General features: G+C 71.1%; 12 protein-coding genes and 1 pseudogene. 10 read left to right on the top strand and 3 right to left on the bottom strand.

What is annotated here, in order from left to right; all coding sequences use genetic code 11:
* The 8 genes and pseudogenes from DI269_RS16600 to rnc form a co-directional block, all read left to right on the top strand.
* Positions 1–288: pseudogene (locus tag DI269_RS16600) on the top strand (hypothetical protein); the annotation flags it as partial.
* Complete coding sequence (gene recG / locus DI269_RS16595) at positions 285–2,468, top strand: ATP-dependent DNA helicase RecG (protein ID WP_112137790.1); 2,184 nt, start codon at positions 285–287, stop codon at positions 2,466–2,468. The pseudogene DI269_RS16600 and the gene recG, both read left to right, overlap by 4 nt.
* Before the next feature lie 31 nt (positions 2,469–2,499).
* Positions 2,500–3,057: a 16S rRNA (guanine(966)-N(2))-methyltransferase RsmD gene (rsmD, locus tag DI269_RS16590; RefSeq protein ID WP_112137787.1), complete on the top strand. Its 558-nt coding sequence runs from the start codon at positions 2,500–2,502 to the stop codon at positions 3,055–3,057.
* On the top strand, positions 3,054–3,545 hold the full coding sequence (gene coaD, locus DI269_RS16585) for a pantetheine-phosphate adenylyltransferase (RefSeq protein WP_106364919.1): 492 nt from the start codon (positions 3,054–3,056) through the stop codon (positions 3,543–3,545). Before rsmD ends, coaD begins: the two co-directional genes overlap by 4 nt.
* A gap of 62 nt (positions 3,546–3,607) precedes the next feature.
* The gene (locus DI269_RS16580) at positions 3,608–4,120 is read left to right on the top strand and encodes a hypothetical protein (RefSeq protein ID WP_112137785.1); all 513 of its coding nucleotides are present in this window, start codon (positions 3,608–3,610) and stop codon (positions 4,118–4,120) included.
* A gap of 273 nt (positions 4,121–4,393) precedes the next feature.
* Positions 4,394–4,963 carry a YceD family protein gene (locus tag DI269_RS16575; RefSeq protein ID WP_112137783.1) on the top strand — a complete coding sequence of 190 codons (570 nt, stop codon included), beginning with the start codon at positions 4,394–4,396 and terminating at the stop codon, positions 4,961–4,963.
* Positions 4,964–4,990: 27 nt separating this feature from the next.
* Positions 4,991–5,164 carry a 50S ribosomal protein L32 gene (gene rpmF, locus DI269_RS16570; protein ID WP_112137780.1) on the top strand — a complete coding sequence of 58 codons (174 nt, stop codon included), beginning with the start codon at positions 4,991–4,993 and terminating at the stop codon, positions 5,162–5,164.
* 12 nt (positions 5,165–5,176) lie between these two features.
* Complete coding sequence (gene rnc, locus DI269_RS16565; protein WP_112137777.1) at positions 5,177–5,893, top strand: ribonuclease III; 717 nt, start codon at positions 5,177–5,179, stop codon at positions 5,891–5,893.
* Positions 5,894–6,020: 127 nt separating this feature from the next.
* Here the strand turns inward: rnc and mutM are convergent, their stop codons facing one another.
* From mutM to DI269_RS16550, 3 genes are all read right to left on the bottom strand, one after another.
* A complete protein-coding gene (gene mutM, locus DI269_RS16560; protein ID WP_112137774.1) occupies positions 6,021–6,851 on the bottom strand; it encodes a bifunctional DNA-formamidopyrimidine glycosylase/DNA-(apurinic or apyrimidinic site) lyase in 831 nt (276 codons plus the stop codon).
* Positions 6,852–6,877: 26 nt separating this feature from the next.
* The gene (locus tag DI269_RS16555; RefSeq protein WP_112137772.1) at positions 6,878–7,501 is read right to left on the bottom strand and encodes a helix-turn-helix transcriptional regulator; all 624 of its coding nucleotides are present in this window, start codon (positions 7,499–7,501) and stop codon (positions 6,878–6,880) included.
* 181 nt (positions 7,502–7,682) lie between these two features.
* Positions 7,683–8,417 (bottom strand): CAP domain-containing protein, encoded by a 735-nt coding sequence (locus DI269_RS16550; RefSeq protein WP_112137769.1) that lies wholly within the window; start codon positions 8,415–8,417, stop codon positions 7,683–7,685.
* Positions 8,418–8,769: 352 nt separating this feature from the next.
* On the opposite strand from DI269_RS16550, the gene DI269_RS16545 reads away from it, so the two are divergent.
* Together DI269_RS16545 and DI269_RS16540 are read left to right on the top strand one after the other, a co-directional pair.
* Positions 8,770–8,958: a hypothetical protein gene (locus DI269_RS16545; RefSeq protein WP_091053193.1), complete on the top strand. Its 189-nt coding sequence runs from the start codon at positions 8,770–8,772 to the stop codon at positions 8,956–8,958.
* A gap of 198 nt (positions 8,959–9,156) precedes the next feature.
* The coding region (locus tag DI269_RS16540; protein ID WP_112137767.1) for a chromosome segregation SMC family protein at positions 9,157–11,645 on the top strand (2,489 nt) is incomplete at its 3' end.

Raw genomic sequence — 11,645 nt, 5'->3', positions numbered from 1 at the left:
GCCGCCTGCCGCACCGGCGAGGTCCGCAGCCGCGAGGGCGCCTACGCCGTCGTCGTCGGCGGCGAGGCTGTCGCCACCGCCCCCGACGCCGCCGGGGCCGCCCGCGACCTCGCCGACCGGCTCTGCGCCGCCGGGGCCGAACTCCTCACCGTCCTGCCCGGGAACGGGTCGGACACCGAAACTGTCACAGCCCTGAGTCATCATGTGCGCGAGGCGTGGCCGACCGTGGAGATCCAGCAGTTGCCCGCCGGAGACGACGAACCGCTGCTGTTGATCGGAGCCGAATGACCGTAGGGCTGGAGACCCGCCTGCGCGAGGTCCTTGGCAAGAAGACCGCCGACACCCTCGCCGAAGGCCTGGGCCTCGAAACCGCCGGGGACCTCCTCGGGCACTACCCGTTCCGCTACGCGCAGCGCGGCGAGCGCACCGACCTCGCCTCGCTGGGGATCGGCGACGACGTCACCGTCGCCGCCCAGGTCCGCGCCGCCGTCAAGAAGACCTTCACGCCGCGCTCGGGCAAGGGCCGCGGGCGCGGCGGCCGCGGGGAGCTCCTCGAAGTGATCGTCGCCGACGAGGCCGGGCGGTCCCTCACACTGACGTTCTTCAACCAGGGCTGGCGCGCCAAGGAGCTCGTCGCCGGACGCTGGGGCCTGTTCGCCGGCAAGGTGGCCCAGTTCCGCGGCCGCCTCCAGCTCAACTCGCCGCAGTACCAGCTCCTCGCCGAGGACGCCGCCGATCCCTCCAGCGCCATCGAGGAGTTCGCCGGGACGCTCATCCCCGTCTACCCGGCCACCGCCGAACTGCCGACCTGGAACGTCGCCAAGGCCGTCCACACCGTCCTCGGCCTCGTCCCCAGCCCGCCCGACCCGCTCCCCGCGTCCCTGCGCGAGCGCCTCGGCCTCCTCGACTACGGGACCGCGCTGCGCCAGATCCACCGCCCCGAGTCCCACGAGTACCTCGGCGCGGCCAAGAAGCGCCTCAAATGGCAAGAGGCCCTGGTCATGCAGACCGTCCTCGTCCGCCGCAAGGCCGCCTCCGCCGGCGAGACCGCCGACCCCTACCCCGAGGGCGGCGCGATCCTCGACGCCTTCGACGCGCGCCTCCCCTTCGACCTCACCGCCGGGCAGGAGCAGGTCGGCGCCGAGATCGCCGCCGAACTCGCCCGCGAGCACCCCATGCACCGGCTCCTCCAAGGCGACGTCGGCTCCGGCAAGACCCTCGTCGCACTGCGCGCGATGCTCCAGGTCGTCGCCCACGGCGGCCAGGCCGCGCTCCTGGCCCCCACCGAAGTCCTCGCCGCGCAGCACCACCGGTCCATCGCCGAGATGCTCGGCGACCTCGCGAACGGCGGCCAGCTCGGCGCCCCGCCCGAAGCCACCCAGGTCGTCCTCCTCACCGGCTCCGCCACCGCCGCCCAGCGCCGCCCCGTCCTCGACGCCGTCAAGACCGGCGCCGCCGGGATCGTCATCGGCACCCACGCGCTCCTGTACGACGGCGTCGACTTCGCGAACCTCGGCCTCGTCGTCGTCGACGAGCAGCACCGCTTCGGCGTCGAGCAGCGCGACGCCCTGCGCGCCAAAGCATCGAAGCCCCCGCACACGCTCGTCATGACCGCCACGCCGATCCCGCGCACCGTCGCCATGACCGTCTACGGCGACCTGGAGACCAGCCGCCTCACCGAGCTCCCCGCCGGGCGCAGCCCCATCGCCACCCACGTCGTGCCCTACACCGACCAGCGCTGGATGCACCGCACGTGGTCGCGCATCCGCGAAGAGGCCGCCGCCGGACGCCAAGCCTACGTCGTCTGCCCCCGCGTCGGCGGCGACGAGACCGAGGACCCCGCCGGGAGCGACAAGCGCCCGCCGCTCGCCGTCACCGACATCGTCGAAGAACTGCGCGCCAACCAGCTCAGCGGCCTGCGCCTGGGCCTCCTCCACGGCCGCCTCGATCCCGACGAGAAGGACCGCGTCATGCGCGCCTACGCCGCCGGGGACCTCGACGTCCTCGTCGCCACCACCGTCATCGAAGTCGGCGTCAACGTCCCCAACGCCACCGCCATGGTCGTCCTCGACGCCGAGCGTTTCGGCATCTCCCAGCTCCACCAGCTCCGCGGCCGCGTCGGCCGCGGCACCCACCCCGGGCTGTGCCTGCTCGTCTCCGAGGCGTTCGAAGGCACGCCGTCCCGGGAGCGCCTCGACGCCGTCGCCTCCACCACCGACGGCTTCGCGCTGGCCGAGCTCGACCTGGAGCAGCGCCGCGAAGGCGACGTCCTCGGCGCGGCCCAGTCCGGCATGAAGTCCCACGTCAAGCTCCTGTCGCTGCTCAAGGACGCCGACATCATCGCCGCCTCCCGTGCGGAGGCGACCGCCCTGATCGAGGCCGATCCGGAGCTCAAGCGCGAGCCCGCGTTCGCGGCGCTCGTCGACGACCTGGCGGCCGATCGCGGTGAGTTCCTGGAGAAGGGCTGAGGCGGCCGGAGCGGTCTAGACTCGAACCCAAATGACTAGGATCATCGCCGGCAGCCTCAAGGGCCGCCGCCTCGCCACGCCCCCGGGGGACCGCACCCGGCCGACCTCCGACCGGGTCCGCGAAGCGCTGTTCAACTCGCTCGCCCCCGGCGGCGACCTCGACGGGCTCCGCTTCGCCGACCTGTACGCCGGCTCCGGCGCGGTCGGCATCGAGGCGCTCTCGCGCGGCGCCGCCGCGGCCCTGTTCGTCGAGTCGCACCCGCTCACCGCGAAGCTCCTGCGCCGCAACCTCGCCGACCTCGGCGTCGCGGGCGGCGAAGTGATCTGCGCCCCGGTCGAGAAGGCCCTCCAGAGCGCCCCGGCCGAGCCGTACGACATCGTCTTCGCCGACCCGCCCTACGCCGTCACCGACGCGGCGGTCGCGGGCGTCCTCGAAGCCCTGGTCGAACAGGGTTGGCTCGCCCCGGACGCCGACGTGGTCGTCGAGCGCGGCGGCAAGGACGCGACCGTCCCGTGGCCGCCGAAGATCGCAGAAGACCGCGTCCGCCGCTACGGCACCACGGCACTTTGCTACGGTCACGCCCTGTGAAACCTGAAGCCCGAATCGCCGCCTGCTCCGGGTCATTCGATCCGGTGACGTACGGTCATCTCGACATCTTCGGACGCGCCGCCCAGCTGTACGATGAAGTCTGGGTCGCGGTCTTCCACAACGCCTCCAAGAACGCGCTCTTCAGCGTCGAGGAACGAGTGGAGCTCCTCAAAGAGACCACCGCGGACATGCCCAATGTTCGAGTGGCGTCCTTCCAGGGACTGGTGGTCGACTTCTGCCAGAAGCACGGCGCCGGAGTGCTCGTCAGAGGGGTCCGCGCGGCCTCCGACTTCGACTACGAACTACAGATGGCCCAGATGAACTACGGGCTGGCGGGTATAGAGACGGTGTTCATCCCGACCAACCCCCTGTACTCGTTTCTGTCGTCCTCGATGGTCAAGGACGTCACGAAATGGGGCGGCGACGTCTCCTCGCACGTGCCCGAGATCGTCCAATCGCGACTGATCGAGCGCTTGCGGCAGGAATAGCCGCACTTTCCACCCTCATACGGGACAATGTCCCCATGACAGACATCGACGGGAGCAAATCGGTGGGTGCGCTCGACCGGATCGAAGAGATCATCGCCTATGTGGAGCAGGCCAAGGCCGTCCCCATGTCCCGCGCCTGCAAAGTCGACCGGGCCGAGATGATCGCCATGCTCGAAGAGCTTCAGAACGAACTCCCCGGCGACCTGCGGCGGGCCGAGGCGATGCTCCAGGAGCGCGACAGCATCATCAACGCCGGCGAGCGCGAGGCCGAGCGGATCATCGCCGAGGGAGAGTCCGAGCACGCGCGCCTGGTCTCCCGCCACGAGATCACGGTCTCGGCCGAGCACGAGGGCAACCGCATCATCGCGGAGGCCCGCGGCGAGGCCCAGCGCCTGCGCGACGAGGTCGACGACTACGTCGACACCACGCTCGCCAACTTCGAGCAGTTCCTGCACCGCGCCCTCTCGGGCGTCGAGCGGGGCCGCGACAAGATGCACACCCTCCGCGAGATCGGCAGCTTCACCCCCACCCAGCAGGAGCAGTTCGAGGACGAGAAGCCGCTCCCGCAGCTGTAGGTCCCACCGGGCGCCGCCTGCGGCAGGCGGGGCCGGGCTGGAGCCGAAGTTCGGGTGGGCGGCCGGGCCGGGTCCTCCCACCCTGGGTGGGTATAGCTCCCCACCCTCCCCGGCGGGTCCGACAAGACCGACCTTCGGCGGGCCCGGGTATCGCCGAAATCACGTCCCCGTTGGGCTCCGGCCTGGGTTGGGACCGGTGCCGGGGCTCAGGTAGCATTACCGGTCGGCCTCGATCGAGGCGCATCTCCCTGACCGAAGGACCGCAGTACACCCATGACGAAGACCGCTCCTGATCCCGCCGCGCCGCTGGTGTTCGACACCGCGGAGCTCGGGCGCAGCTCGGGCACGACGATGCACGTCGCGCTCGAGGTCCCGGCACCCGCCGGACTCGGTCTCCCGGGGTACGCCGTCCCCGAATCGGCCCTCCTCGACCTGGACCTCCACCTGACCGCGGTCAGCGAGGGCGTCCTCGCCGACGGCGAGGTCGGAGCGGTGGCCGAGGGCGAGTGTGCGAGGTGCCTCGCACCCGTGCAGGACGCTCTCAGCGTCCAGGTGCAGGAGCTGTACGCTTATGAAGGCTCCGTCACCGACGCGACCACCGAGGCCGATGAGATTCTGCGGCTCAGTGGGGATCTGCTCGATCTGGAGCCCGCGGTTCGGGACGCGCTGGTGCTGGCAATGCCGGTCACCCCGCTGTGCCGACCTGACTGCCCGGGGCTGTGCGCCGATTGCGGCGTCCCCTGGGACGAACTGCCCGACGACCACGTTCACGAGACCGTGGACCCCCGTTGGGCGGGCTTGGACAAGCTTCGGCTCGCCGACACCGACGGCGAATCGAAATAGCACAGCGAATAAGTATGGAGTTCTGAAGTGGCTGTTCCGAAGCGTCGTATGTCGCGCAGCAACACCCGGCACCGTCGGTCGCAGTGGAAGGCGACGCCGATCCAGCTGGTCGAGTGCCCGCAGTGCCACGCCAAGAAGCGCGGCCACCAGGTCTGCGAGGTGTGCGGCACGTACAGGGGCCGTCAGGTCCTTGAGGCCTAAGTCCTCCCTCTGATGGGCGACAAGGCAGTACAACATTTCGAAGCGGTGTTCGGGGTCAGGGACGTCGACCCCGAACTGCTGCGTCTCGCCCTGACCCACCGGTCGTACGCGTACGAGCACGGCGGGCTGCCCACGAACGAGCGCTTGGAGTTCCTCGGGGACTCCGTGCTCAGCCTCGTGGTGACCACCGCGCTGTACCTCAACCACCCGGACCTGCCCGAGGGCCAGCTCGCGCGCCTGCGCGCGTCCGTGGTCAACATGAAGGCGCTGGCCGGGGTGGCGCGCCGCATGGGCGCGGGCGGCATCGGCCCGCACCTCCTGCTCGGCAAGGGCGAGGAGAGCTCGGGCGGTCGGGGCAAGAACTCGATCCTGGCCGACGCGGTGGAGGCGCTGCTCGGTGCGGTCTACCTCCAGTACGGAGTCGAGGTCGCCAAGCGCGTGGTGCACCACTTCTTCGACCCGCTCATGGAGGCCGCGGCCGGACAGGGCGCTGCCCTGGACTGGAAGACCAGCCTCCAGGAGCTGACCGCCGACTCCGGTCTCGGCGTGCCCGAGTACCGGATCACCGAGTCGGGCCCGGACCACGCCAAGCAGTTCACGGCCTGGGCCGTGGTCGCGGGCGAGGAGTTCGGCGAGGGCATGGGCGGTTCCAAGAAGGACGCCGAGCAGATCGCCGCGAAGCTGGCGTGGCAGGTGCTCTCGGAGCGCTTGGGCGTCAAGCAGCGATAAGGCTTTTCAAGGGGCGGGAACCGGTCACCGGTTCCCGCCCCTTCGCTTATGTGAACGGCAATTACGGGGCAAAACGGGCGAGCGGAGCCGCCCCCGAATCAACGGTGCCCGAGGGGTCCGACAGTCGCTATTTCTGACACTTCGGGCAGTAGTGCGCGGAGCGGTCGCCGATGACTTCTCGGACGATCGGGGTTTGGCACCGCTTGCAGGGCTGGCCGGCGCGGCCGTAGACGGCGAGTTCGCGGGCGAAGTAGCCGGCTTCGCCGCGGGCGTCGACGTAGAGCTCGTCGAAGGAGGTGCCGCCGACCGCGAGGGACTCGGTGAGGACGTCCTCGACGTGGCCGAGGAGTTCGAGGGCCTTGCGGCGGCTGAGCGAGTCGCCGGTGCGGCGGCCGCGCAGGCGGGCGCGCCACAGGGCCTCGTCGGCGTAGATGTTGCCGACGCCGCTGATCCAGCCCTGGTCGAGGAGGGCCTTCTTGACCTCGATGGTGCGCTTGAGCAGGCGGTCGGCGCTGGCGGAGGCGTCGAAGGCGGTCTCGAAGACGTCGGGGGCGATGTGGCCGACGGTCTTCGGCACGGCGCCGTCCATGTCGGACAGCTCCCAGTAGCCGAAGGTCCGCTGGTCGATGAACCACAGCTCGCGCTCGTCGGTGAACGTCATGCGCCCGCGCAGGTGCTTGTGCGGCTCGCGGCCGTCGGTGACGACGTGGAGCTGGCCGCTCATGCCGAGGTGGCAGATGAGGGCGCGGCCGTCGTCGAGGGACAGCCACATGAACTTGCCGCGGCGCCCCGTTCCGGTGATCTCCAGGCCCTTCAGGCTGGCCTGGAAGTCGGCGATGCCGGTGGCGTGGCGGCGCACGGTCCGCGGGTTGTAGACCTCGACGGCGCTGATCTGTCCGCCGCGGAAGGCCGCGTCGACCCCGCGGCGGACCGTCTCGACTTCGGGGAGTTCTGGCACGTTTCAAGTATGCCCAGCGGGTCGGCCTAGCTCAGCTGCGGGTGCTTCTCCCGGACCGTGTCGACCCCGTAGTTGATGGCGAACGCGATCGCGGCGAGGCGCGAGTTCACGCCGAGCTTGCCGAGGACGTTCTGCACGTGCGAGCGGACCGTGGACACCGAGACGCCCATCTGGCTGGCCATGTGGCTGGTCGGCTCGCCGCGGACGATGCGCCGCAGGACGTCGTCCTCGCGCGGCGTCAGGTGGTGCGCGAGTTCGAGCGCGTCCTGGTCGCCGAGCAGCGGCGCGGGCTGGAGGGCGGCGCGCAGGAGCTGCGGGTCGTAGTACGGCGGGCTGGCCAGACCGGCGTCGATGGCGCGGAGCAGTTCGCTCGGCAGGATGTGCGTGTTGGCGATGCCGGCGGCCGAGACGGAGACGGCCTTGCGGAGCACCGACCCGTCCTCGCGGTCGGTGATGAGGAAGACCGGCCGCTTGCAGTCGGTCAGGACCCGGTTCCGGGAGACCGCTTCGAGGGCGACCAGGCAGCAGTCGACCTGCGAGTCCGCGGCGGCGAGCGCCTTGGCGCTGCGGGCCTCGACGGGGAGGTCGCCGCGTCGGTGGAGCAGGGGTCGAATGCTGGCGGAGAAGACCTGATTCGGGTCGTACAGCATGACACGCACGGTGGCACCTCATCCTTCGGGTGTTCTTCGGTCGCCTCCCCAGATGCGCGCCCTTCAGGCGGCCACCCCAGCATGACTGTTGGTAATCGTCCAGTCCAGCGTTGAGTCGGATGGACGACAGTACGAGGGCGCAGCGGCGCCCACCTGCGATAATGCAGGCCCCGCGGTGGTGCTACCCGAACATCTGCACCCAGTAGATGGTGCCGTCGCGGTCGTAGGCGCCGATCCCGATGTCGTCGTAGCCGCAGTTGAGGATGTTCGCGCGGTGGCCCTCGGAGTTCATCCAGCCCTCCATGACCGCCTCGGCGTCCGGGTAGCCGTAGGCGATGTTCTCGCCGACGCCGCCCTCGTAGCCCTGGGCGTTCGCGCGGTCGGTCGGGCTGCGGCCGTCCTGCGAGGTGTGGTCGAAGTAGTCGTTGACGGCCATGTCCTCGGCGTGGAGGCGCGCGGCGGTGTCCAGGCGCGAGTCGCGGGCCAGGTCGCCGCAGCCGTTCTCGGAGCGCCGGTCGTTGACGATGGCGAGGACCTCCGATTCGGCGTCGGCGTACGGGGCGTCGGAGCCGCCGTCGTCCTCGCCGCCGCCGGAACCGCCGTCGTCCTCTTCCTCGGCGGTCGTGGTCTCCTCGGCCGCCTCGGTGGTCGGCTCCTCCTCGGCGTCCTGCGGGAGGATCTCGGCCTCCTGGATGTCCGCGAGGGGCGAGACGGTGGGGCTCTCTTCGGCCGCTTCGGAAGTGGCGGCGCCGGTGGTGGGGTCCTCGGCGGCCACTTCGGTGCCGTCCAGTGGCGACCCGACCGCCCACAGTGAGGTCGCGCCGGCCGCGAGGCCGAACGAGGCCAGGATGGCGATGAACATCCGGCGCGTGCTCTCGGCGGGGTCGCGGTGGCGCCCGCCCTGGAGTCTTCGCATGGGGTTACGGCTCCGTCGCGGGGGTGAAATACACGGGGGTAGTTCGCGTTCTGGGGGACACTATCAGGTTCCGGCCCGCCGCGCACTGAGCACGGCGTGAGCGCGCACTCACGCAGCGCCCCCCGCAGGTGTGACCCCCGTCGAATCCCGAGGGCAAAGCATGTGCAAAGCTTGACGAAGACCGCCGGAAAGGCGGAAGATGGTGGGTGACGGCCAGTGTTCACGAGCCGTGCTCCACTGGTCCGGCGAGGGGCAATCGGCCCCGGCGGCTAAAAAAATTCACTCAGCACATGCGACGTTCTTTTGGTGCGTACTCCAACGCCACCAGACGACGTGATCGCAAGGAGAAAACATGGCGAAAGCCCTCTACGGCCACATCGGCCAGGCTCCCAACAAGCGCCTGCTCGAAGAAGTGGTCCAGCTACGCGCGCGAGTACGCAACCTCGAGACCGAGCTTGCCGAGCTCCGGTCCCGTGAAGACGAGATCGAACACGATCATGTCGAGGAGCTGATGCGGCTGCACGAGCCCGCGTTGACCTAGACCGTCACTCGCACAAGAGAAGATAGGCGCGCCAGCTGCCAGCAGCGGGCGCGCATTGTCGTGTCCGGGGCCCGAAATCCCGGGTACCCGGTCCGGGTTCGTCCCCTTTGAGACCTTTGATCTCCCCGATCCGGTCACAGCGGCCTTGTACGCTGGGACGGTCCTATACCCCGCCGACGCCGACAGCCGGAGCGACCGTTGTACCTGAAGAGCCTCACGCTGAAGGGATTCAAGTCCTTCGCCTCGGCCACGACCCTGCGCTTCGAACCGGGGATCACCTGCGTGGTCGGTCCCAACGGCTCCGGCAAGTCCAATGTCGTCGACGCCATCGCCTGGGTCCTCGGCGAGCAGGGCGCGAAGTCGCTGCGCGGCGGCAAGATGGAGGACGTCATCTTCGCGGGCACCACCGGCCGCCCCGCGCTCGGCCGCGCCGAGGTCACCCTCACGATCGACAACTCCGACGGCGCGATCCCCATCGACTACTCCGAAGTGTCGATCACCCGCCGCATGTTCCGCTCCGGCGAGGGCGAGTACGAGATCAACGGCGACCGCTGCCGCCTCCTCGACGTCCAGGACCTCCTCTCCGACGCCGGCATCGGCCGCGAGATGCACGTCCTCGTCGGCCAGGGCAAGCTCGACTCCTACCTGCACGCCCGCCCCGAGGACCGCCGCGCCTTCATCGAGGAAGCGGCCGGCGTCCTCAAGCACCGCAAGCGCAAAGAGAAGGCCCTCCGCAAGCTCGAAGGCATGCAGGGCAACCTCGACCGCCTCTCCGACCTCACCGGCGAGCTGCGCCGCCAGCTCAAGCCGCTCGGCCGCCAGGCCGAACTCGCCCGGCGCGCCCAGACCATCCAGATGGACCTGCGCGAGGCCCGCCTGCGCCTCCTCGCCGACGACCTCACCGGCCTGCGCACCAACATCGCCAAGGACCTCGCCGACGAGGAGGCCCTCAAGGAGCGCCGCGAAGTCCTCGCCGACGAGCACGAGCGCCTCTCCGCCCAGGTGGGCGAGGTCGAGGCCGCGCACGCCGCCGACAAGCCGCGCCTCGCGCGCCTCCAGGAGACCTGGTACCGGCTCCAGGCCGTCGCCGAGCGCCTCCGCTCCACCGCGCAGCTCGCCGCCGAGCGCCGCCGCTACCTCGCCGAGGAGCAGGACGACCGCGCCGGACGCGACCCCGAGGTCCTGGAGACCGAGGCCCAGCGCATCCGCGAGCAGGAGATCGAGCTGCGCGAGGGCATCGCCGAGGACTCCGAGCGGCTCGCCGCCGCCGTCGAGGCCCGCGAGGAGACCGAGGCGGCCCTGTCCGAGGCCGAGCAGCGCATCGTCGGCGCCGTCAAGGCCGCCGCCGAGCGCCGCGAAGCGCTCGCCACGCTGCGCGGGAAAGTGGACTCCCTCAAGTCCCGCACCATCGCCGCGGCCGAAGAGCTCGAGCGCGCCTCCATCGCCCTCGCCGAAGCCCGCGAGCGCGCCGAGGCCGCCGCCGAGGCGCACGCCGAAGCCGAGGCCGAGAACGAGGCCGTCGAAGCCGAGTCCGAATTCGACGAGGCGATCGTCGCCGCGAAGGCCCGCACCGCCGCCGCGAAGGCCGAACTCGACCGCCTCCAGGAAGCCGAGCGCGACGCAGACCGGGAGGCCTCGCAGTGGGCCGCCCGCGAGGAGGCCCTCGCCGTCGGCCTGCGCCGCAAGGACGGCGCCGCCGCCCTGCTCGCCCGCGCCGACGCCGTCCCCGGCGTCCTCGGCTCCGTCGCCGCCCTGCTGACGGTCCGTCCCGGCTACGAGCCGGTCCTCGCCGCCGCGCTCGGCCGCCTCGCCGACGCCATCGCCGTCACCAGCCCCGCGACCGCCGCGCAGGCCATCCAGCTCCTCCGCGACGAGGACGGCGGCCAGGCGGGGTTCCTGATAAAGCACAGCCTGATCGCCGGTGGCCAGGCGCAAGTGGACGTCCCGGCCGGGCTCGTGTCCGTCGCCGACACCGTCTCCGCCCCTGCCGAACTCGCCTCCACCGTCCGCGCCGTCCTCGCCGGCATGGTCGTCGCCGACGACCTCCCCGCGGCCCGCGCCATCGTCGAGGCCCACCCCGCGCTCACCGCCGTCACCCGCGCCGGTGACGTCCTCGGCGCCGCGACCGCCCATGGCGGCTCCGCGAAAGCCCAGTCCTACATCGAGATCCAGGCCGCCGTCGACGAGGCGCGAGATCGAAGAGTCGCCAGTGAGTCCCTCGCCGCGCAGCTGCGCGAGCAGCTCGACGGCGCCCGCGACGCCCACGCCGAAGCCGAGGCCGCCGCCGAAGAGGTCCGCAACGCCCAGCGCCAGGCCCAGGCCGCGCACAGCGTCGTCGCCCGCCGCCTTGCCGAACTCGGCGCCGCCGCCCGCAGCGCCGAAGCCGAGGTCGCCCGCCTCGCCCAGGCCAAGGACCGCGCCCAGACCGCCCGCGAGACCGACACCGCCGGACTCGACGACCTCGAAACGCAGCTCGACGAGCTCGAATCGCTCCCCGAGATCGAGGAGCCCTCGACCGACGAGCGCGACGTCCTCTCCCGCGAACTCGACGCCGCCCGCCAGAACGAGATGGAGACCCGCCTCTCCGTCCGCACCGCCGAAGAGCGCGCCTCCGCGCTCGCCGGACGCGCCGACGCGCTCTCCCGCCAGGCCCAGTCCGAGCGCGCCTCCCGCGCCCGCGCCGAGGC

The organism is Glycomyces dulcitolivorans (assembly GCF_003265355.1).
Classification (GTDB): Bacteria; Actinomycetota; Actinomycetes; order Mycobacteriales; family Micromonosporaceae; genus Glycomyces; species Glycomyces dulcitolivorans.
This window is presented reverse-complemented; position numbering and strand designations above follow the sequence as displayed.